This window comes from Gimesia aquarii (genome assembly GCF_007748195.1).
Classification (GTDB): Bacteria; Planctomycetota; Planctomycetia; order Planctomycetales; family Planctomycetaceae; genus Gimesia; species Gimesia aquarii.
Map to the genome: position 1 here is coordinate 4,231,624 of NZ_CP037920.1, position 21,690 is coordinate 4,253,313.

A 21,690-nucleotide genomic window follows, 5' to 3' on the forward strand; every position below is an offset into this window, starting at 1 on the left:
TGCAGTCTATGGTGTAAATCGAGCTGATTTCACAAAATCTCGAAACTCTTTCTCAACTTTCATTAATTGGTCACGCGGACCTGTTAATTTGAGATAAAAGTCTCTGGGACTTCGAGGAATCGCAACTCCAATCATTCTCATTCCCGATTCACTTGAAGACTCAACACCGATTCCGGAATCATACGTACCTCTTAAATCCAGCCAGATGACGTCCGTATTGTCTACTCGAATCGTTTCCTGTGTCGGAGTTTCTCCTGGAGGCAACTGAAACTGACCTCGCCACCTCTGTAAATTGGCATCAATGCCCCCGCCAACAGACGAAAGAGTTAATTTGACTTTGTCTCCCGCCTTTGGAATTCTAAAACTGGCTGATATTAAGCCTTGTTGCGCAGGAGATAAGGGAACTTCTTCCCATCCTTCAGGTATGTGAAATTGAATTCCGTCATATTCTTTCTTTCCAGCCACTTGAGTCTTAGCCATGCTCGGTTTTGGTTGTTCCAGATGAAGCGGTTCAGCTTCGGGGACTGGCAAATCAGAATTTGATTCAGAAGAATCGGAATGGCAACCGTAAAAAAACAATATCACCGATAGCTGAAAAAAAACAACTAATAGAAACTGTCGAGAACTCATCTTCACTTTAAACTCCCAATGCTGTACGGAGAACACAATTTTTGAATTCCGTTAATTGGAGTTTAGTCTATCAATTGAGGCACAGTTCATCCAGACTTGAAGTATCATCGTTATACTTTTGTGAAAGGTAGATGATTTCATCCCGAATCTCAAAGTAAGCATCAATTACATCTGGGTCCCATTGGAATCCTTTGCCTTCTTTGAATATCGACTCGAGTTTTTCCAGAGGCATTCCGTTTCGGTAAGGACGGTCACTACCCATTGCATCATAAGCATCTGCTACAGCAATGATACGCGCCATCAGCGGAATATCTTTTCCTTTAAGCTTGTCTGGGTATCCAAGTCCATTGATTTGCTCATGATGATTTCGAACACCAGGCAGAATATTCTGCAATTTTTTAATCCCTGATAATATTTTATAACCAATCATGGGATGTTCTTGAATTTGAGCAAACTCTTTGTCTGTCAGTTTCCCTTCCTTGCGAAGAATTCCATCATCAACTCCAATTTTGCCAATATCATGCAATAGACCAGAGAGATAGATATCCTGCAAAAAATCACCAGAGTATCCTAACCGTTTGGCTAATTGCTGAGCAATTAAAGCAACTCGCTCACTATGACCCCTCGTGTAAGGATCTTTGGCATCCAGAGTCGAAATAAAGGATTTGACAAAACTCAATGTCAACTCTTCCTGTTGAGCAAAGAGATCAACGTTTCTCAAGTGAGTTCCTAAAAACGAAGCAATCGAATTTAAAAGGCTGGCCTGGATCGTTCCATATTCTTCACTATTGAGCAAATTACAACTTAAAATCCAACCATATGAGTTAGTACCATCTGAAATGGGAACTAATACCAAGTTTTTGAGTTCCGGAAACTCAAGTGAAAGCAATGAACTTTCTACCTGATTGATCACCAATGGTTGATTCCAATTATGACCGTCAAACTGAGCAACAAGGCGCGCTAAATTTAACTCATCAAAATCGACTTTACTGTCTGCCATAAATTGAGACGTGCACTCTTGCCCTTCAAACCAGATCACGTTGGTCTCTGCTTCGATCAAATTTCCGATTCGATCCAAACATAGTGTTCCCAGTTGTTCTGGACTTTCAGATATTTTTAAATGCTGTGCTACTTCGTGTAATAGGCTGATTTCCTCGAATGTCTCATCCAGACATTCTGACAGATTATCGACTTCCTCATTCAAATCACCAAGCTGTTGTTCCTCTTCAATATGAAGGATCGCAAGGCTTAGCAGAGCATGTAACGATTTAATGTCCAAGACCCTTTGCAATTCGATCCAGGAATCTAATTCTTCGATAGCCCATTCTCTTTCAACAGCCGCTAATACCATTTCAGTTAGCTTGCGTTTTTCTTTAGAAAAGACAAAACCAGCGGCTGTAATTTTATGAAAATCATCTTTAATCAATGGAAATATAAAATGGGAAACTCCATTCGTACTTTCAGTCAGCGTTAACCCATCCACATTTTTGATTTCGTTCAAAACATCTTTAGGAAAGAAAGGGAGAGCCTGGGTGCTTGTTTTGTCCAAAATCATCCCCGTTTTTGAATCAAAACAGAACATCGTCAGACCGGTTAGTTCTGAAATTCGCTTCATATTGCTGATAGCAAGCTCAATCTTTGCGTCGATTTGCAAGTCGAGCTCGCACACACCACTATGTTTGCTGAAGTTAGATAACTTCTTTAATGAATCAGTCGTTCCTAAAACCATGAGGCTACTCTCTACTTTCTAAAGGAATTTTCCCAATAAAAAGTTAGTTCGTAGTCTTGAGTTCGCAAACAAGATTTCTCAATCTGCACTTAAATAACTCATTCTTAACTCAAATTAGCCATTTTTTTGCCCCAAACACATTGAATTTGCCCACAAGTTCATAGAAAAAACATAGTGAACATCGAGCTAAGTATCTGAATTAAAATAAAGATAATAACATAGTCGTGATTAGCTGTTTTATTCATCCCAAGCATAGATATGCACATAAGGCTTTTTTATAAAAATACTTAAAGCATAACGATCAGAAAAATCAAGTATATGAATTGCTTAGTTGGGATCGGTGCTCTGTTCACTACGAATTTAGCACTCAAAATGAGAGGCAGACGTATGAGAGTCAGTCTGTATGGATTATTAGAGATAATCCGAATTAACAGCCAGAAGTGTAATAGATTTCGCAAACCTCAAAATAAGATAGGGTGAGCGTGCTGAACTATCCAATTCGATAACAGGAAATCAATACCCGTCGGCAGATCAGAGATACTGGGGGTTCTGATTTTAAGGATCAGAATCAGTCTTACGATATCGAGCACTCACTTGATTTAACTGTTGTCTCTCTTTTGGAGTCAATGATTCCAATCCAAATTCATGTACTTTATGCAGCAATAAATCAAGTTGTTTTTCAGCATTTAAGTTTTTTTCTCGTTCACGTTGTTCTTTCTGAAGCTTTCTTTTTTTCCGCCACTGCTGAAAAAATCCTACCTTTTTCTCACTCATATGACTGCTTGATCGCTCTAAACTTGTATAACCCTGTGAAAAATCATAACCGAAGGTAGAATCATCATATGCATCCTGACTGGAAGCCGTTGAAAACTCTAACAAGTTAAGCATCAATAATAATGCGCTAAAAAAGACGACCCACACAGCCAAGCTACAAAGGCCTATGACCATTCCAAGCCCGCCAATCCAGAAGCTCACATTAAGCAAAACCATATGTACCACTGTTTCATCAAAGCGGCGTGATAGAATGATCTGTAAAATTTTTCCTCCATCCAGAGGAAGCACGGGGATCAAATTGATCAATAAAAGAAGCCAATTAATACTAAACATCATCAACAATACTGCTTGTCCAAGATTCTTATCCAGATTGATGTTAGGCAATTTAAATGGATTCAAAGATTGTGATAATTCACCAGACCAGATTACTGCTGGAATTGTAATGGCGCAGAGTAGCAAATTAACGATTGGGCCACCCAAAATTGTCATAACCTGGGCAGTAGTGGCATGAGCGGGATTACAGGAAACAAGCCCACCTAATGGCCATAATACAATCTGATCGGCTTCTCCGCCGGTCATTCGACAGGCCACAACATGCCCCATCTCATGTAGAAAGACACTCAAAAAAAGGATGCTAAATAAAGCAAAGCCTAAACCCAACGAATAATGAGCCCAAAAAACCAGTAGTAAAACAGGTAAAAAAATACTGACACGAACCTGGGCTAGAAACCAAGTCCCCATCGGAAATGACCAGTGTAATGGGTTCGAACGACTCATCTTACAAAAACCTGAGGAATGTGAACCATATATCGCACATATTACGGAAAGCAGAGCCCGTGTTACAACTACAGTATTCCCGGCTCATACCAGTATGATACACAGCAAGTCAACTCTTGAGAATTCCACTCTTTTTCTTTAGTAAATCATAAACAATTTAGTAGGTTAAAACATCCCTAAATATTTTTTCTCACCAATTCCTTCAGCAATTTTCTTTAGACTCTCCCACTCGATATCTCCAATCTGATGAGCGCAAGTAGTTGAAATTGCTAAGACTCCAACCACTTGATCGTTTTCAAAAATTGGTACAGCATATGATTGTTGTGCACCAAACTTTTTAAGCCATTCAGAAGACCCTTGGAGTCCGGGGCTCTGTAGTGTCCCAATTGCAGGTTTTCTCTCAACAACGGCTTTTACAATTCCTAAGCCAGTATTTTCCAACGAAACCTGTTTTGTAAAAGAACTAAATTGTTTACGTACTTGTTCATCCATCTCAGCTACTGCTCGAAACCCTATTTGAATTAGCTGCCCCTGATTATCACAGTGCCATAGACCTATGGCCCTACCTTTTAAAAGGTCCATGATTCGATCCAAAACAGGTGCGAACGTTTTTTCTTGAAATGCTTGCTCAATCTGTGTCAGTATCTCATCAATCTGTTCTTGCATCTACATTTTACTCCTTCGAAACATTTGATTTCGCACTGACAACACTCTGTTTTCGTATCGCAATATATCTGCTTTAACCAAAGAAGCTAGCCAGCTCCTGGATAATCCTTGAACAAAAGGCTATATAGCGTATACAATATATCTAGCAGTCTTAATTTAAGTACTTATTAATACATTTCTCGGTGTAATCATATAAAGAAACGTTCAACGTCCCAATCTACTGATTTCTCACTGTTTAACATATTCTATACTCTGAAAATTTCAACATATCGGACTACTTGATTATGGATCTTCCTACTTGTCCCTCTTGTGGTGCATCAGTTCTTGATGAAGACGCGGCAGATTGCCCTTTTTGTGGTGCCGCCATGTCTACGTCTTCTGCTTCAGGAAAGCCGAGTGGAACTAAGCAGCCATCCCAAGAACCTTCCAATAAGAAAGCTCCAGCAAACAAACGGACAAAACGTGAAACAGTCGTCGACGATGATCCTTTCGACTTGGAACGACAACAACAAACAACAAAAGTGATTCCCTTATTGCGAAAGCCTGTTAAAGGTAAAATGTTTCGTGTAGTGTGCCCAATGTGCGACACGCCTGGATTTGCATCTTCCAAAGTCGTTGGAAAAGAAGTCAAGTGTCGTAACTCAGAATGCTTAGCTCCTGTATTCCAGGTTCCTAATCCAGACACGAAAGATCAAAAGTCAACTGAGCAGGAAAAACCCAAGGAAAAGAAAAAGTCTAAACTACCTCTCGTCGCTGTTGTGTTAGTGGCTGTTGTGTTATTGGGCGGTGGATATTACTACTTAACTCGTGTTCCCGATGGTTCAGAATTGAGTAAGCCTTTTGATCACTCAGCTCTTAAAGATGCATCCAGGAAATCATTCAGCACTCCCACCAATAACAAAACGAATTCTCCTGATACCGATTCTAGTCTTAAAATTGGATCGAGCAAAACGTCTCCAAAGCCTCAGAAATCTACACAAGCAGTTCAAAAAGAAGCGTTGGAGATGATTATTGAGCTTTCTCGTGCTAGAAAAAATCGAAGTAAGCCATATAGTAGGCGATTAGCGGCTGAAGCTTATGCACTCTCTGGCGATATTAAATCTTCTCAGGAACAGATCGACTACATTGATCGGGTTAGTCCACCGCTGCCTTTTTATAAAATTTTCCCTCTGATCGAAATTGGCTGGCTTCAGTTAAAAGAAAAAGATAGCTCTGGCTTGAAAACAACGCTGGATCAAACAGAGCAGCTTTCAAAACGAATTCCCGAATATGGAGGGAGAGACACTCTTGACCTTGTTGCACGACTTGCGGCATTCTGGATTGCTGCAGGCAAAGAAGATCTGGCTGAGACCTTAATAAAAAAATATCAAAAAAAGGATAGCCTGGCGCAACTGTCAGCTTATCTGCAGGTCGCTCATGAAACGAACCGATATAATTTTGAGTCTTTGATCGACCTGTACCAAGAATGGAATTCTCCACAATGGGTAGCAGTCACCTTAATTCTCATCACCAAAGGTTATCCACAAGAAGCTTTAAACTGGGCTGCACTTGCACCTGAACCTATCGCTCGAACAGAAGCGGTGACAGAATGGGCTTTATCTCAAGTAACAAGGGCTGTCAGTCAAAAGCAGAAACCAGAGACATCTCTTATTCAACCTGCTGAAACGAAGCTATCTTCAACTGGAAGCGCGTTTATGTACGCGATATGCGCACAAAAATTAATCTCATTGAACTTACCCAAACCAGCTGAGATTTATTTGGAAAAATCAAAATCATTTCTTACGAGTACACCAGTACCTGCCCCCATAGAATTGGGAAATATCAAAGCTGTAAACGATCTAGTTCTCCCTCTGGCAGCCCCTTTAAAAATGTTGGCTGAGACAAATTTGCAAATCGCCAGTGTCGAATCTAAATTAGGACAAAAGGTAGAAGCAACAAAATTCCTTAACAATGCTGTACAATCAATTCGTGCGATTGCACCAAGTGTTGAAGCTGTTCAAAGTAAGATAAATGAAACATCGAACTTTAATTTTAAAGATCAAATCAAAGAAGCTCTTAATCTAAGTAGTAATGATCGGGTCAGAAGAGGGATCAACGAGTACCGTAAACAATTGCGAAATTTAAAATCTGCTGCAGAAAACAGGCTCGCTCTTTTAGTTCAACTTCTTTCGCAAGCATCTCGATCCCAATTAGCATCGGATGCCTGGAAAATTGCTTTGGAAAGCCATGAGGCAACAAACTTAAATCTCAAAGACGCACTTTTGCAGTCCAGCTTGCCTGCTGTCATGATCCAGTCTGTGGATCAGAGTAACAATGAGTTAGTTGCACAGATCAAAAAGACTTTAAATGACAGTGTTCCTGGATTATCCAAAGAGGATTTGCTGATTCAACAGGTTAGCTCTCTGGTAAAAAATGGGAGACCAGAGCAAGCGGCACATGAAATTAATCAGTCAGATTTGAAAAAGGCATGGAAAGCACAGCTATCTCTGCAGTTATTATCGATTTTGATGAATGAAAGCCAATTCGAACAAGCAATTCAGTTTATTACTGCTCTTAAAGATCCGATCTTGCGCGAAGACATGTTGAATACGCTTAGTGCCGTTGCCGTCATTGAGGGGCATATCTCTGTTATTGAAAAACTTCTAGGGAGTAACCTTTATAGCCCAACTGAAAAGATCTCGGGATATCTCGGGCTAATCTGCGGTATTCGAGCTCTTCCAAATGAGCAGACAAGTACATCAACACCAAAGGTACAACCGAAAAACTTGTAAACTTTTATGTAAATCAATTGTCCTGTAAATTATGCCTTAGTTCTGTTTTTTCCTTACTAGTTGGCAAACATCAGTAACTATTCCAAAGAACCCCCGCCGAACTTTATATCTAGGCATTTCAAAGTTCCAAAGCAGATCATGTGAACATAAGAACCCATCCCTGAATTTACCAAACATACTGAATTTTGATTTCAACGATTTCAGACTTTAGCTATTTCTTCAACCAGAGTTCCCTATTCAACATTTTCATTATAAACTAACATCTTCAAATTGTAGTTTTTGAATTATAAACTGGTTTAAATTCAAGTTGATTCAAACCCAAAACACTAATCTCAGATCCCAATGATCCCCAGAAATACATCATGGAGGAAATGTATGAGCCGCATTGCTCATTTTGCTTTTATCCTGTCAATTGGATTCCTGATCCCCAAAGCAGTGATAGCTGAAAACGCTTCTGCCCCTAACATCTCTCTTGTTCAAATCAATGCAGATGGCATGATTGCAGACCTTAAATATCTGGTTCTGGATTTAGCTAAAGACAAGAAAGGGTGGAACAATCTTGATGAAATCCTTCCGACTTTCCTTGATGGAATCGACAAAAAACGCCCTATGAGAATCGACATCTTGCTTGGGGAAAACCAACAGGAACGTTATCGATTAATTCTTCCTATCAGTAATTTAAAACACTTTCGTAATAACCTTGAAGTTTTTGAGATCACGTCAAAAAAACAAAGAAATGGTCCTTACAAATTGGGTAATCTTTTTCAAGGATTTATGAAGTACTTGCAAGATATCAAGTATGTTGTAATTTCTGAAAAACTTTCAGAAGTGCAAGAGATCACGGATCCGCTCAAAAGAGTTCAAGAGCTCTTGAACAAAAAATATGACTTCAGTGCTTTAATCACAAATGAAAAAGAAGGAGTCGATGCGCGTAAAAAAACGATGGATAATACGCGTAAGCAGTTACTTGCTGCCATCAAGAAAAAACGAGACGAAACAGAAAGTGCATATGAACTAAGAAAGTTAGCCTTCACTCACCAGATGGATGAAGTCGAGAGGCTGTTTGCAGAATCAGAGAAAATGGTCATTGGCTGGACGACTGATTCGACAAAGAATGAAGGGCGCCTTGATTTTTCATTAAAGGCCATTGAAGGCACTTCTCTGAACGACAGCATCCAACAGTTTGCCAAAAAGCCCAGCTATTTTGCCAATGTTCCGGTGAAGCAAGACGGAATTCTCAATGGCAGAATCAATCATCCACTGGATGAAATGAGAAAAGAAAACATTACTGCTTTTTATAAATTGCTTCTTCCCACTCTGAAAGAACGTATTACAAAAAACGAAAAGCTGTCAAAAGAACAAAAGACCGCTGCTACTAAAGTTTCTGAACTCGTCATTCAGATGCTTGATGCAGGCAAAGAAACATCACTCATCGATGGATTCATTGATACTAATCCTGTAACAGACGGAAAAAACGAACTTCTGGGAGGAATTCGATCGAAAGATGGAGCTAAACTCAGAGAGATTGTTGAACTTCTTCCTAAAGTACTCACTGATCAAACGGTTGAACTCGATGTTGTCAAGGAAGACTCTCTGAGCGTTCACAAAATCAATATCAAAGAACAATACCAAGATGGATTTGATGAACTGTTTGGGGCAGGGGAGGCTTTATATGTGGGAAGTACTCCCGATGCACTCTGGATGGCCGCCGGACCTAATGCAATCGAACGCATCAAAGCAGCTACCAAGCTAGTGAGTGAAGCTCCTCCAGAATCGATTAATCCCAATGTCATTGAACTGAATGTGAAAACACTTCCCTGGTTAAAAATGATCAACAAACTCCGGGGCAAGAAAGGGAATCAAGAGATGCGTGAGATTGCGTTAAAATCTCTGATGGACACTGATGACACTTTCACCTTTGTCATGAAAAAAGAAGAGGATTCTATTGATGGCAAAGCGAAATTGGATAAAGGAATTCTAAGATTCATCGGCAATCTCATTGCCAAGTTCTCAAAAGAAACCCTGTAATAGCTATTTTTCAGAAACGAACGTAGATTAATTCAAGCTTAATATGCTAATTGGGATATGTGTTAGTGAGTATGCAAATTTAATTTCATACTCACTAACATTTAGATTCAATTCAGAAGTTCTTTTTGTGATCCCCAAGAAACGAAGAACTAGTCCCAATCTTCCATAATTTCTTGCAGTTGTTCTTCTTCGATTTGATCAATAGAAAGATCTGCTAATTGGTCTTCAACCGAATTAGGATTCATGTTTACTGCACGGCGCTCAATTGGTTGTTCTTCAGTTTTTTGCTTAGTCGCAGTTATTGGTGCCAGGCTCGGTCTCTTAGATGAATGAGGAGAATTCGCCCCCTGAAAACCATCAGGTTGAGTGAATTTTCGTACCTTCTCCAGAAACTCTGTCTTGGAAAAACTGGTTTTGATGATGTAATCGTTTGCTCCACCATGAATAGCAGCAATCACTGTTTCCTTACTTGCATCGGATGTCAGCATGATAATTTTTGTCTGACTAAGCGTTGGATGTGAACGAAAAGCCTTCAGCGTTTGAAGTCCATCCCAAACGGCCATTTGCACGTCAACAATCGCAACATCCGGAGGGTATTCTAAAGCTTTATAAAATCCCTCAGAACCATCGCTGGCTACAGAAACAATGTACTCTCTACGTAAAAATGAAACCATCAAATTTCGAAAGAGAGGATCATCATCAATGACCAAAACACGCGGTGTTGATTTTTCAGAAGCCTGTAGCATGAGAGGAGCCTACTTCCAAACAAAACATTTCAATTTAAGACTTAGCAGAAGGAGCAATAGAATCAAAAACTTCGTTTAGAACAACCAGCATCTCTTGAGAACGATGATCCAATTCAACATGATCAGGAATCATATCATGATCATCAGTTTCTGATACTTCCAAATCTGGTTCTACGAGTATTTCTGTATTGCTCATAAATATTCTCTCAGTTATTCTGACCATCCCAAACTAGAAGAGGTCAAATCACAAATGTATCCAAGTGATGTCCGTTGATTAAAAATAGGTCAGCTTTAAACAGATGACCTGTCTTTCTAGCAAAAATTGCCTGGTAAGGGGTTTCTTAATAGAGCCATTCCCCACAAACAATAAAACCGGAACAGCAAGACCAATTAAACAAATCCTGAATTTCTAAATGACTTGACCACCCTATTTGCTGTCAAACCTGATAGTGCCATCCCAATCAGCCGGAGCGATTCTATTATTTCGAGTAATCTGCTGTGCGAGAAAATCCTGTGCACGGTCAGAGGGAGGAATTTCGTGCAGTAATCGAAACGATTCTTCCCAGTTCCCTTGAATAAAAGAATTTACAGCTGTTTCGTAACATGCAATTTGTTCATCACTGAGTGAGTCTAAATTTGCTTCTGATGGAAGAAGCTCACTAACGATGACAGGCTTTTCCATCCCATAAGGTAAAATTTTAGCCAGTTTTCGAACCCGACCTTCCTGCCGATCCAGCTTGGTCCTTACAATTTGTGCCGTTGTCTCATCCATTAAAACCGGAACATGCAAGTGTTTCGTCAAACCTTCCAGACGGCTGGCCAGATTAACTACAGGCCCAAAAACCGTCACCTTCACCTGATCGCTCGTACCAATCTTCCCAGCGACTGCCTTTCCATGGGCGATTCCAATTCCCATACGAAAATCAGCAAGTGGGTGATCGACTTGCAAATTGATCTGCTCAAAGGCAGCTCGAATCGCCAATGCAGCGCGGCAGGCATCAAGCGGCGCCAGTTCTGAAGAGAAGGGCCACCCCCAGAATCCTAATGCAGCATCACCTTGAAAATCGCCAGTTACTCCCCCAAAGTCCAAAATATGTGAGGTCATAATCCCCAAAGCTTGACTGACCCTGTCTAGCAAACCAATTAAATCTCCCGAGGAATCTTCCGCATGTTGGCTGAAACCTCTTAAGTCACAAAACAAAACCGTCACATCACATTCCCTGGGTTCAAGGATGTCAGTATCAAGATTATCTCCGATGGCAGAGAGAATCGGTGGTGCAAAGAATTGTCTTAAACCTGCCTGCTGTCGTTCCAATTGATTAAGCCTGCGTACAGACTTAATGATCGAAGCAACAAGCTCTGTAAATTTCACATCCGCCTGGAGGTCAATTCCACTGGCTCCCTGAGGAACGGCAACTTGATAAGGGTGATTTAATTCTCCGGCAACATAGAGCCCCCAGTTTCCAGACTCACCTTCTTCAATCGGAGTACAAAAAGCCCAGTCAAATTCTGCGACGGCTGTATAATCTTCTTGTTGCTCCACTTCATCTCTGGCTGCCCAGACATGTAAAACAGTCCGTTTACTTCTTTTCACAGCTTCCAGTACTAGTCTCCCGCTCGGCCGAAAACTCCCCTGCGTTTGGCGTCGTCTTTCCCAAAAAGGTACTTCAACTCGATTTTCATCATTTAACCGCACCACGGCTACAGCCTCCGCGTGTTTTACTCCAGATAATAACATGGTCACTAAACGATGAAATAAGTCCGCATCATTTCTCGCGTCCATAATTAACTCGGGTAAATGAGCCAAAACATCGATTCTTTGATCGGCATCACGATACTTGACTTTAAGCAGTTCGTTTGGTTTGAATGTGACCTCTTCCAATGGCGATTCGCGCGGTGATGAAAAGCTGGAAGCAGAATCAACCAATTGAAAAGTTGTGGAACCAATTACGAAAGAGTTGCCAGGCTCAAGAAGAAACTCATCAGATTCTTCTCCAAATGAGTAAATATGATTCTCAGCTGTCGCTATTTTTTTTACGAAAATCTGCTTTTGCTGCACTGTCAAAAGCGCATGTTTACGGGAAATTCGGTCATCCCAGAGCACTTGAATATCGGCATCACCCGATCGGCCCAACACAAGCTCTTGGCCGATCTCGAGACTGAACTTATTAGACTGCAGATAATTCGATCCATATACCATTAATTCCAACAAAAAAGTCTCCCAATGTTAACGACAGCCTACTCTTTCTTATTCACGATGCTGATTAGGCCAACTGGATGACGAAGTGGAACCCTGATCTGTTCGTTTCCCAGACTGTTGACGCGCCCAATCCCAGGCACGCCGTTCAGTTAAAACTCTCATCACAAAATACCAGACAGTAAATACTAAAAGACAACTGGTTGCCAGTACAATCAAACCATATTGGATCAACCAACTTCTCATTTCTGCCACAGGACGCAGCGCCATACTACGACGCTCCTGAACGACTGCGGTCCAACCCGTCATTCCAATTGGTGAGAATGCTGCCAACCAGACGTTATCTTGATCATCAGTTGAAAGCACTGCTTCTACGGGATCATGATAGTCACTGATCATTGCCGATAATGGATCAGTTTGATCCTTTTCCTGTACCGATTTAAATGATTGTAATTTATTAAAATGATTCTCTTTGAGGACTAAACGGTCCACCTGGTCACGACTCATTTTTCGCAAATTATTTGTAGTCATTCTCGGGTGAGCTAACATTTTTCCGTCTCGATTGTCTATCAACGCGATTTTTCGATCCCCACTATTTTCTGAATCCCCCCGTATACTTTCATCATAGCTTGACAATAATTGGTCGAGATGTGTAGTTCTAGCTAAGACTCCCAACACTTTATTTTTTTGCAAATTCCAAATCGGAACGGCTATAGCCACCATCCATTGATTTGTCGCCTCGCTCTTGAAAACTTGACAAATATACGGTTCAGTGATTGGTTGAATTGATTTAGGAGCGTTTCCTTTTTCATACTCTTTACCATGCCCGTGAAAATAATCTCGATAGGAAAAGTTCTTGCCAATGGTAGGTCCCAGCGGATCTCGCCAGATTTGCTTTCCTTCGGCGTTCGTAAGAAACCAACTGGTATCTTTTTCAAGTTCTAGCTCCGACCGTTTCTCATCAACAATTGCTTTAGCATCCTTAAGATAATCTCCCACCACCGAATATGTTTTTTCATTTTCCAAATTAGAACGCAACAATGTTTTACGAGATAGCTCTTCAAGTTCGTCTTGACGGTCCTGAAGATCCCGCGCTACGTTTTGTGACAATAAACTCGCCGCAATGGAATCACTTTTTAAAGCTCGTTCTGTCAGATTTTCTCGAAATCTATTTTCCATTTGACTTACCGCTGCACCTGCAACGGGTATGAGTCCCAGTATTAATAATAAAGGGCCAATTACGCCTAACGCAATGAGTGGCCTTCTCGCGCGATGTTGTTCTCTTTGCAGCATATTTGTCAGCACTGCCTGTGCGTTGGGATACCGCTTTTTGGGATCGGTCTCAAGACACCGGTCGACGATCTCAATTAAACGTCGATCGACACCAGAAACCTTTCGATGCTCAGCAGGACGAGAAGAAGTTCGTATTAATTCTCGATATGCTTCCAGTTTTGCTTCGAGTGAATCCAACTTCCGAATTGACAGTTCATTCTCAGAGGTACGGTAGGGAGCCTTTCCACATAACATATGATATAGCAAAGCCCCCAAAGCATACACATCCCAGCGAGAATCGGGTATTGCCTCTAAGTCGGCTTGTTCGGGTGCCATGTAAAATAGTGTTCCGAGAGAGGGGCTTTGCTCATCTGAAAGACGAGATTGCCCGAAATCACATAATCTTGGTTCAAAATTCGCATCAAGAAGAACATTGGCTGGTTTGAGATCACAATGCAAAATGCCACGACCATGTGCGTGCACCAGCGCAAGCAAAACGGTTTTCGCAATACGAACCGCTTCAGAGACAGGAATCGGACCAGAATCTAAAAAAGATGATAGAGAACCATTTTCAAGGTATTCCATCATGTAATACGGGGGATCACTGTTCCAACCAACTCCCTGAAGGCTGATGATATGTCGGGATGTATATAACTCAGCAAGTTTTTCTACTTCGCGATTCAAGAGCGACCAGTCTAGACCGCGTCGATTGGTATAAAACTTAATTGCAACATACTTACCCGTGTTTTCCTCCTGAGCAAGCCAGACCGACCCATAAGATCCTTCTCCCAAAGAGCGAATGATTATATAGCCTGGTATTTTTGCTGGTAAGGAAAGCCCATCTTTACTTAAATTCGCAGCATGTGATCTTTCTTCAAGAGATTGTTTCAAAGTTTTACTGTTAGAATCTACTTTACTTGGCTCAACCCCCTGTTCATTAACCTCCACAGGTTGTTGATCCTCAGCGAGTGGCATATCCTCTTGAGATTCTGATTGATTCATAGAAAAGTATCTTTATTGCAATGCTGCCAATCAGAGGAATTCCCATCTCTGATGTCACTTGTTAGTACGACTCTGTACTAGCTCTATTCTATGCAAAGCACGAACGAGCCTCAACAATTAAAATCAGAACGTAACTTATTGATTTTCAAGGTATTTCTCCCTGTAAACCTGGTAAAATTCAGCCCCTGAGTTAGTTGTGAATTTATTGAAATTTCGATACAATTTTGTGAAGGTTTTGAGACTTAAATTCTGTCGTAATTTATGAGATTTTCAGTCTCTGTTTTGCCGAAATCAGCTTGCTCTCAAGAGAGTATTATCAATTAAACAGTAAGGAAACCGGAATTCATTTAACAAAAACCGAATCGTTTCCTCATCATCGGAACTGGCTCATTATATATCTTTTCTGACTACCAACCGTATTGGCAGTTCAAGTCACGAGTCAAATTCAAATACACAGATTATCAGTAGTTATATTCCTTAAGGAGAACAAGGATTGGCTAGCGACAACGGCGAAGAATCAAATACTTCAGAGAACATCAAATACCTAGACATTCAAGATGAGATGCGTGACAGCTATCTCACTTACGCTATGAGTGTGATTATCAGTCGCGCGCTGCCTGACGCACGCGACGGTCTGAAACCATCACAGCGTCGTATTCTTGTAGCGATGAACGATTTAAATTTGGGATCCAATTCATCTCGGGTAAAATGCGCAAAGATTTCTGGTGATACCAGTGGTAACTACCACCCACATGGTGATGGTTCTATCTACCCAACCCTTGTCCGTCTAGGACAAGAGTGGGTCATGCGAAACGTCTTGATTGATAAACAAGGAAACTTCGGCTCACTCGCAGGTTTGCCTCCTGCTGCGATGCGTTACACTGAAGCCAGGCTTGCCCCAGTTGCTGCTGAAATGCTGGACGACATTAATCGCAACACGGTCGATTTCGTGCCTACATATGACCAACGAAACAATGAACCCGTCGTGCTGCCTGCTAAATTTCCCAATCTACTGGTCAATGGATCCAGCGGAATCGCCGTCGGAATGGCGACAAGTATTCCCCCACAGAACATGGGAGAAGTCTGTGATGCCGTTACTCTATTGATTGATAATCCTGATGCGACCGTCGACGATATTCTGCAAGTCATGCCAGGTCCCGACTTCCCCACTGGTGGCGTTATTTGTGGACGTTACGGAATTCGGAAAGGTTATGCCACTGGCCGATCTACAATTACGCTTCGTGCTCGAACACATTTCGAAACGGAAAAACAATCTGACGTGATCGTTGTTACTGAAATTCCCTATATGGAAACTCGTGACCGGATCAGGGAAAAACTCGAAACGTTAGTCCGAGATGACCGAGTCAAAGGGATCTCACGGATTGTCGATTTGACAGATCGAAATGTTCCTCCCTGGAAAGTTCATCTTCAGATCATTCTCAAACGGGATGCCGACAAGGAAGTTGTGCTGGCTCAACTCTTTAAGTTTTCTCCTCTTCAAAGCACATTCAGCATTATTTTATTGGCGCTGGTAGGAAACCGTCCTGAAACACTGTCCGTCAAAGAATTACTACAACAATTTATCATACACCGGATAGACGTCATTCGGCGGCGTACCGAATTCCTGCTTGCAGAAGCCCGTAAGCGAAAGCACACCGTCGAGGGGTTAATGATAGCCCAAATTGATATCGACGAAGTGATCAAGACCATTCGAAATTCTCCCAGCAGAGCCGAAGCCAAAATCAGTCTGCAGGGGATGCAGGTTGATGGCAAACTGATTGAACGGGCTCTTGGCGAAGAAGGGTTTAAAGAATATCAAAATGAACAGGGAGTTCATGAATATTATTCTCTTTCCGCCAATCAGGCTGAAGCAATTGTGTCGATGCAACTAGGTTCTTTGGCAAATCTGGAGCGAGAAAAACTAAGTGATGAGCATAAAGAGTTGCTGAAAGCCATTTCAGGATACTTATATCTTCTCTCTGACGAAGATCACATCCGAGCGGTGATTCATGATGACATGCTCCAACTCAAGCAGAAGTACGCCGACAAACGCCGGACTGATATTTCTGATGAAGAGCTGACAGACGTCAATCGTGACGATCTGATTGCAGAAGAACCTATGGTTGTGACGCTCTCACAGCGAGGCTACATCAAACGAACTCAATTGAATACCTACCAGGCGCAAAATCGAGGCGGGAAAGGAGTCAAAGGTGCCAAAACCGATGATGAAGATCCGATTCAGCATCTGTTTGTTGCCAGTACACATTCCTATCTTTTGTTTATCACAAATCGAGGCCGTGTCTATTGGCAAAAAGTATATGATTTACCATTGCAAGGTCGCACAGCCAAGGGAAGAGCATTGGTAAACTTGCTCACTCTCCAGGAAGATGAGACAGTCTCAAATTGTGTTGCGGTACGTGAGTTTGATGAAGAACGCTTCCTGGTTATGGCAACTCGAAATGGAATTATCAAAAAATCACCACTTTCCGCTTATAGCCGTCCCCAACGTGGGGGCATCATTGCAATCAAACTCGATGAAGAAGACGAACTCGTTGAAGCACTAATTGTTTCCCCCGGAGAGGATTTGTTACTCGCCACTTCTGACGGTATGTCGATTCGATTCGCTCAATCTGATGCGCGGAGTATGGGACGCAACACTCGCGGTGTTAAAGGAATCAAGCTCTCCAAAACAGGGCACGTCATTGGAATGGTGATTGCGGACCCGGATGCTTGCCTATTAACAGTTTGTGAAAACGGCTTCGGCAAGCGGACTCCATTTGGCTTCATTCCCGATAATTCAGACTCGGAAGAGGAATCGACAGAACCGATTGAAGATGATATCACTGAAATGGAGGGAGACGTCTCTGAATCCGATATAGAAGAAGGCTCTGAGGATGAAACTGAAACTCGAAGTGGTATGCAATACCGCCGACAAAAGCGAGGAGGTAAAGGTGTCCGAGACATTCGCACCTCTAAGCGAAATGGACAAGCTGTTGACATTATTCCTGTTGCCGAAGACGATGAAGTCCTTATGGTAACCAGTAGTGGAAAAATCCAGCGAGTTCGAGGACGCGAAATAAGCCAGGTGGGTCGAAATACACAAGGGGTACGTGTCATCAAACTTGACGACAATGACAAGCTCGTTTCTTTAGCCCGAATTCCAGCAGAAATCGTCGACGCTCCTGAAAACGGTGCACCAGCCAATTCAGAATCACCAACTGAAATTCCTGAGGCTGACCAGAATCCCGAGAATGATTCTAAATCTAGCCAGTGATCGCTTCGGAGTAGAAACAAATCTGGTTAATCAGATATGAGAGAGTTTTAAATGAACCAAATATTAGTCACTGGCGGGTGTGGATTTATCGGATCAAATTTTATTCGATACCAACTCTCAGAGTATCCTGATATTTCAATTACAAATCTCGATAAGTTAACTTATGCCGGTAATTTAGAGAACTTGAAAGAGTTTGAGTCTGACTCTCGCTACAACTTTACAAGGGGAGATATAGCAGATCGTGATTTTGTGAACTCTCTTTTGAGCTCAACGCATTTTGATGCGGTAGTTAATTTTGCAGCAGAATCACATGTAGACCGTAGCATTCTTGATTCAGGCCCCTTTATTCAAACCAACATTGTAGGAACTCAGGTTCTGCTAGATGCATTTCGCAGACAAGACATCAATCGATTCATCCAGGTTTCTACTGATGAAGTTTATGGCAGCTTGGGAGCAGAGGGATTCTTTACTGAGGAGACTCCCATAGCCCCTAATAGCCCTTATTCTGCTTCCAAAGCTGCAGCAGATTTACTGGTTCGGAGTTATATCAAAACATTTCAAATTCCAGCGATCATCACTCGTTGCTCAAATAATTATGGCCCTTATCAATTTCCAGAAAAGCTGATTCCGCTCTTCATTTCCAACGCGATGGAAGACAAATCAGTGCCTGTATATGGGGAAGGCACAAATGTTCGTGACTGGATTCATGTACTTGACCATTGTCGTGGGATTGATGCTGCCTTAAGAAGAGGATCTGTTGGCGAAGTTTACAATTTCGGCGGAAATTCAGAGATGCAGAATATCAAAATCACGAAATTGTTACTCGGTTTACTGGAAAAGTCTGAAACTTTGATCAAATACGTCACAGACCGTCCAGGCCATGATCTACGTTACGCGATCGATTGTCGTAAAGCGGAATCAGAATTAGGCTGGAAACCAGAGATAGAATTTCAATCTGGCTTAGCAGCCACGATTAAATGGTATCAAAATAATCAGGAATGGGTTAATCGAATTCGTTCTGGTGACTATCTGAAATTTTACGATCAACAATACGGAAATCGTTTAGATACCTAGTCATTTTGTGTCATAAAATATTTGACCTAAGTTATTCAGGTCCCTATCAAACCGACTTACTTTAAACAAACTTGAATGCAACACTCCGAAATTATCAAAGAGTCTAACACACATCGATAGTGAATCTATCTCTAAACCTCGAGAGCATTATGAAAATTGCAGTCATTGGCACAGGATATGTAGGCTTAGTGACGGGAACATGTTTTTCTGAGAGTGGAAACCATGTTACTTGTATTGACATCAACGAAAAAAAAATTCAGCAGCTCAAATCGGGTATAATTCCGATCTATGAACCAGGGCTGGAAGAAATGGTCAAGCGTAATATCAAAGCGCGGCGTTTGTTTTTTACGACAAGTTATGAAGAATCAATCCCTGATGCAAAATGTATATTCATCGCAGTCGGAACTCCTCAAGGTTCAGATGGCTCTGCAAATCTGGAGAGTCTCTGGAAGGTGGCTGAAGCATTAGCTCTTCATTTGTCTGAAGAAGCGATCGTCGTGATTAAAAGCACGGTCCCTGTCGGTACTAATCGTAAATTAGCAGAACTACTCGAATCTTTGACGGGAAGAGTCGTTGATGTAGCTTCCAACCCTGAATTTCTAAAAGAAGGAACTGCCATTGATGATTTTTCCAAGCCTGACCGAGTGGTCGTTGGTGTTTCTCGCCCGGAAGTCTCAGCAACATTACATGAGCTCTATCAACCGTTTTTGCGCACAGAGCACCCATTCCTCTCAATGGAACTAGAAAGTGCAGAAATGACCAAATACGTCGCAAACTGTATGCTGGCGACGAAAATCAGCTTCATTAATGAGATGGCTAATCTGTGTGAGCGTGTTGGCGCAGATATCAATCAGGTACGGAGGGGAATAGGACATGACCAGAGAATTGGGTTTTCGTTTCTGTTTCCAGGTGTCGGTTATGGTGGGTCCTGTTTCCCAAAAGACGTCTCAGCTCTGATTTCGGTCGCTCAAAACCAGAATATGGAGCCAACAATACTAAATGCTGTAGATCAGGTAAATGTCGCACAGAAAAAAGTGTTGTTTAAAAAAATCAGCGATTATTTTAAAGGAGATTTGGAAGGAAAGACCGTTGCACTCTGGGGACTCGCTTTCAAACCCAAAACAGATGACATCAGAGAAGCTCCCTCTTTGGTCCTGATTGACGAATTATTGCAAGCAGGTGTTAAGCTGAAAGTACATGACCCAGTTGCTATGGAGAATGTCAAAGCTCAATATGGAAATAAACTTTCTTATTTTGATCATCATTACGATACTCTGGAGGGAGCCGATGCGTTAGCCATCGTCACTGAATGGAATGAGTTCCGACATGCTGATTTTGATTACGTCCTTCACAGGTTATCAACTCCCGTTATTTTTGATGGTCGAAATCTTTACGATCCGCAAAAAATGAAACAAAAAGGAATTGATTACTTTGGAATTGGGCTCAGTTCTGTAAAGTAAGCGCGTTCCTTGATCTCAGTCAACAGGTTGCTGGCAGATAGAATCATAAAACTTTATAATCTGTCTTGGCTTAACCAATCAAAAAATTAATTTCTTATACCAAATCAAATTGCAATATACTGAAAGTACCAAGTTATGGACCATGAACTCAAAGATAAATGTAATGGAATTATTGATCGCATTGTAAAACTACGAGACTCTCTTTGACTATGAAGCGAAAAAGAAACACGCATCCGAGATTAACGAACTCATGGGGGCAGCCGGTTTTTGGGATAATCAGGAGAAAGCTCAAGCATTAGTAAACGAAATGCAACAACTTCAACTACTGGTCAAGCCATTGACAGAACTGGTTACTGGCGCTGGTGATCTTGAGGTCCTATTGGAATTTATTGAAGAAGAAGGTAGTGAAGAGAGTATCCCAGAACTCTCTGCCACAGCAGACAAATTATCTAATTTACTAGATCAACTTGAACTTCAAGCAATGATGTCGGCACCGGAAGATGGTTCTGCCACTTATCTCAGTATCCAAGCAGGAGAAGGGGGAACCGATTCTTCGGACTGGGCAGAGATGTTATTGCGGATGTACTTGCGTTGGTGTGAACGAAGGGGGTTCAAGGTAGAGCTACTCGATCGATCTGATGCAGAAGAAGCAGGCATTCGAAGTGCAACGATCCGTATCGAAGGGGATTACGCATATGGCTACCTGAAAGGAGAAACAGGAAACCACCGTTTAATTCGAATCAGCCCTTTTGATTCAGCAGGAAGGCGTCATACTTCTTTTGCAGCCGTTGATGTCTCTCCTGATATGGGTGAAATCGCGGAAGTTGAAATCAACTGGGACCAAGATGTCAGAGAAGACACGTATCGTGCCAGCGGAGCAGGGGGACAACATATTAATAAAACAGATTCAGCTATCCGCTTAACCCATCTGGCAACAGGCGTTGTTGTGCAATGCCAGAACAATCGGAGCCAACATAAAAATCGAGCTGAAGCACGTAAAATGTTAAAAGCGAAATTATTCAAGATCGAAGAAGAAAAGCGGGATGCTGAACTTGCTGCTAAACGGGGAGGAAAATCCAAAATCGGATTTGGAGGCCAAACTGTTCGCAATTATGTTTTACATCCGGAACAATATGTAAAGGACGCTCGAACCGGATACAAAGCTGGCAACCCTGGGCCCATTCTGGATGGTGATCTGGACGGATTTCTGGAATCATTCCTTCGGTGGGGAATGTCAGGGGACTAAAATCAAAATCAGAAGTATCCCCATTTTCATTGTCAAATACTGGG

14 protein-coding genes are annotated in these 21,690 nt (G+C 41.7%); 6 read left to right on the plus strand and 8 right to left on the minus strand.

Annotated elements, in window-relative coordinates:
- Positions 1 to 6: 6 nt before the first annotated feature.
- The 4 genes from V144x_RS16335 to V144x_RS16350 form a co-directional block, all read right to left on the minus strand.
- Positions 7 to 630: a hypothetical protein gene (locus tag V144x_RS16335; RefSeq protein ID WP_144986189.1), complete on the minus strand. Its 624-nt coding sequence runs from the start codon at positions 628 to 630 to the stop codon at positions 7 to 9.
- Between the two features lie 70 nt (positions 631 to 700).
- The gene (locus tag V144x_RS16340) at positions 701 to 2,359 is read right to left on the minus strand and encodes an HD-GYP domain-containing protein (RefSeq protein WP_144986190.1); all 1,659 of its coding nucleotides are present in this window, start codon (positions 2,357 to 2,359) and stop codon (positions 701 to 703) included.
- A 555-nt stretch (positions 2,360 to 2,914) separates the two neighbouring features.
- The gene (locus V144x_RS16345; protein ID WP_144986191.1) at positions 2,915 to 3,910 is read right to left on the minus strand and encodes a M50 family metallopeptidase; all 996 of its coding nucleotides are present in this window, start codon (positions 3,908 to 3,910) and stop codon (positions 2,915 to 2,917) included.
- 165 nt (positions 3,911 to 4,075) lie between these two features.
- Positions 4,076 to 4,576: a GAF domain-containing protein gene (locus V144x_RS16350; RefSeq protein WP_144986192.1), complete on the minus strand. Its 501-nt coding sequence runs from the start codon at positions 4,574 to 4,576 to the stop codon at positions 4,076 to 4,078.
- A 284-nt stretch (positions 4,577 to 4,860) separates the two neighbouring features.
- Here V144x_RS16350 and V144x_RS16355 point away from each other — a divergent pair, with 284 nt between their 5' ends.
- Positions 4,861 to 7,347 (plus strand): hypothetical protein, encoded by a 2,487-nt coding sequence (locus V144x_RS16355; RefSeq protein WP_144986193.1) that lies wholly within the window; start codon positions 4,861 to 4,863, stop codon positions 7,345 to 7,347.
- 375 nt (positions 7,348 to 7,722) lie between these two features.
- Entirely contained in the window at positions 7,723 to 9,375 is a 1,653-nt protein-coding gene (locus V144x_RS16360) for a hypothetical protein (RefSeq protein WP_144986194.1), read from the plus strand.
- 149 nt (positions 9,376 to 9,524) lie between these two features.
- Here the strand turns inward: V144x_RS16360 and V144x_RS16365 are convergent, their stop codons facing one another.
- From V144x_RS16365 to V144x_RS16375, 4 genes are all read right to left on the minus strand, one after another.
- Positions 9,525 to 10,121 carry a response regulator gene (locus tag V144x_RS16365; RefSeq protein WP_144986195.1) on the minus strand — a complete coding sequence of 199 codons (597 nt, stop codon included), beginning with the start codon at positions 10,119 to 10,121 and terminating at the stop codon, positions 9,525 to 9,527.
- A 34-nt stretch (positions 10,122 to 10,155) separates the two neighbouring features.
- A complete protein-coding gene (locus V144x_RS28425) occupies positions 10,156 to 10,317 on the minus strand; it encodes a hypothetical protein (protein WP_197998467.1) in 162 nt (53 codons plus the stop codon).
- Positions 10,318 to 10,548: 231 nt separating this feature from the next.
- The gene (locus tag V144x_RS16370; RefSeq protein ID WP_144990959.1) at positions 10,549 to 12,321 is read right to left on the minus strand and encodes an adenylate/guanylate cyclase domain-containing protein; all 1,773 of its coding nucleotides are present in this window, start codon (positions 12,319 to 12,321) and stop codon (positions 10,549 to 10,551) included.
- A gap of 48 nt (positions 12,322 to 12,369) precedes the next feature.
- Complete coding sequence (locus V144x_RS16375) at positions 12,370 to 14,592, minus strand: serine/threonine protein kinase (protein WP_144986196.1); 2,223 nt, start codon at positions 14,590 to 14,592, stop codon at positions 12,370 to 12,372.
- A gap of 493 nt (positions 14,593 to 15,085) precedes the next feature.
- On the opposite strand from V144x_RS16375, the gene gyrA reads away from it, so the two are divergent.
- From gyrA to prfB, 4 genes are all read left to right on the plus strand, one after another.
- Positions 15,086 to 17,866 carry a DNA gyrase subunit A gene (gene gyrA / locus V144x_RS16380; protein ID WP_144986197.1) on the plus strand — a complete coding sequence of 927 codons (2,781 nt, stop codon included), beginning with the start codon at positions 15,086 to 15,088 and terminating at the stop codon, positions 17,864 to 17,866.
- A 51-nt stretch (positions 17,867 to 17,917) separates the two neighbouring features.
- The gene (gene rfbB, locus V144x_RS16385; RefSeq protein ID WP_144986198.1) at positions 17,918 to 18,940 is read left to right on the plus strand and encodes a dTDP-glucose 4,6-dehydratase; all 1,023 of its coding nucleotides are present in this window, start codon (positions 17,918 to 17,920) and stop codon (positions 18,938 to 18,940) included.
- A 149-nt stretch (positions 18,941 to 19,089) separates the two neighbouring features.
- Positions 19,090 to 20,400, plus strand: a complete 1,311-nt coding sequence (locus V144x_RS16390; protein ID WP_144986199.1) for a UDP-glucose dehydrogenase family protein — start codon at positions 19,090 to 19,092, stop codon at positions 20,398 to 20,400.
- A gap of 135 nt (positions 20,401 to 20,535) precedes the next feature.
- Positions 20,536 to 21,646, plus strand: a protein-coding gene (prfB, locus tag V144x_RS16395; protein WP_197998468.1) for a peptide chain release factor 2 whose coding sequence is annotated in 2 segments (ribosomal slippage) — positions 20,536 to 20,604 and positions 20,606 to 21,646 — 1,110 coding nt in all. Because the reading frame shifts where the segments join, the coding sequence is not laid out codon by codon here.
- Positions 21,647 to 21,690 lie beyond the last annotated feature (44 nt).

Excerpts from the sequence above, each read along its gene's own strand:
- V144x_RS16335 (WP_144986189.1), bottom strand. The coding sequence starts at position 630 with ATGAGTTCTCGACAGTTTCTATTAGTTGTTTTTTTTCAGCTATCGGTG.
- V144x_RS16340 (WP_144986190.1), bottom strand. The coding sequence starts at position 2,359 with ATGGTTTTAGGAACGACTGATTCATTAAAGAAGTTATCTAACTTCAGC.
- V144x_RS16345 (WP_144986191.1), bottom strand. The coding sequence starts at position 3,910 with ATGAGTCGTTCGAACCCATTACACTGGTCATTTCCGATGGGGACTTGG.
- V144x_RS16350 (WP_144986192.1), bottom strand. The coding sequence starts at position 4,576 with ATGCAAGAACAGATTGATGAGATACTGACACAGATTGAGCAAGCATTT.
- V144x_RS16355 (WP_144986193.1), top strand. The coding sequence starts at position 4,861 with ATGGATCTTCCTACTTGTCCCTCTTGTGGTGCATCAGTTCTTGATGAA.
- V144x_RS16360 (WP_144986194.1), top strand. The coding sequence starts at position 7,723 with ATGAGCCGCATTGCTCATTTTGCTTTTATCCTGTCAATTGGATTCCTG.
- V144x_RS16365 (WP_144986195.1), bottom strand. The coding sequence starts at position 10,121 with ATGCTACAGGCTTCTGAAAAATCAACACCGCGTGTTTTGGTCATTGAT.
- V144x_RS28425 (WP_197998467.1), bottom strand. The coding sequence starts at position 10,317 with ATGAGCAATACAGAAATACTCGTAGAACCAGATTTGGAAGTATCAGAA.
- V144x_RS16370 (WP_144990959.1), bottom strand. The coding sequence starts at position 12,321 with ATGGTATATGGATCGAATTATCTGCAGTCTAATAAGTTCAGTCTCGAG.
- V144x_RS16375 (WP_144986196.1), bottom strand. The coding sequence starts at position 14,592 with ATGAATCAATCAGAATCTCAAGAGGATATGCCACTCGCTGAGGATCAA.
- rfbB (WP_144986198.1), top strand. The coding sequence starts at position 17,918 with ATGAACCAAATATTAGTCACTGGCGGGTGTGGATTTATCGGATCAAAT.
- V144x_RS16390 (WP_144986199.1), top strand. The coding sequence starts at position 19,090 with ATGAAAATTGCAGTCATTGGCACAGGATATGTAGGCTTAGTGACGGGA.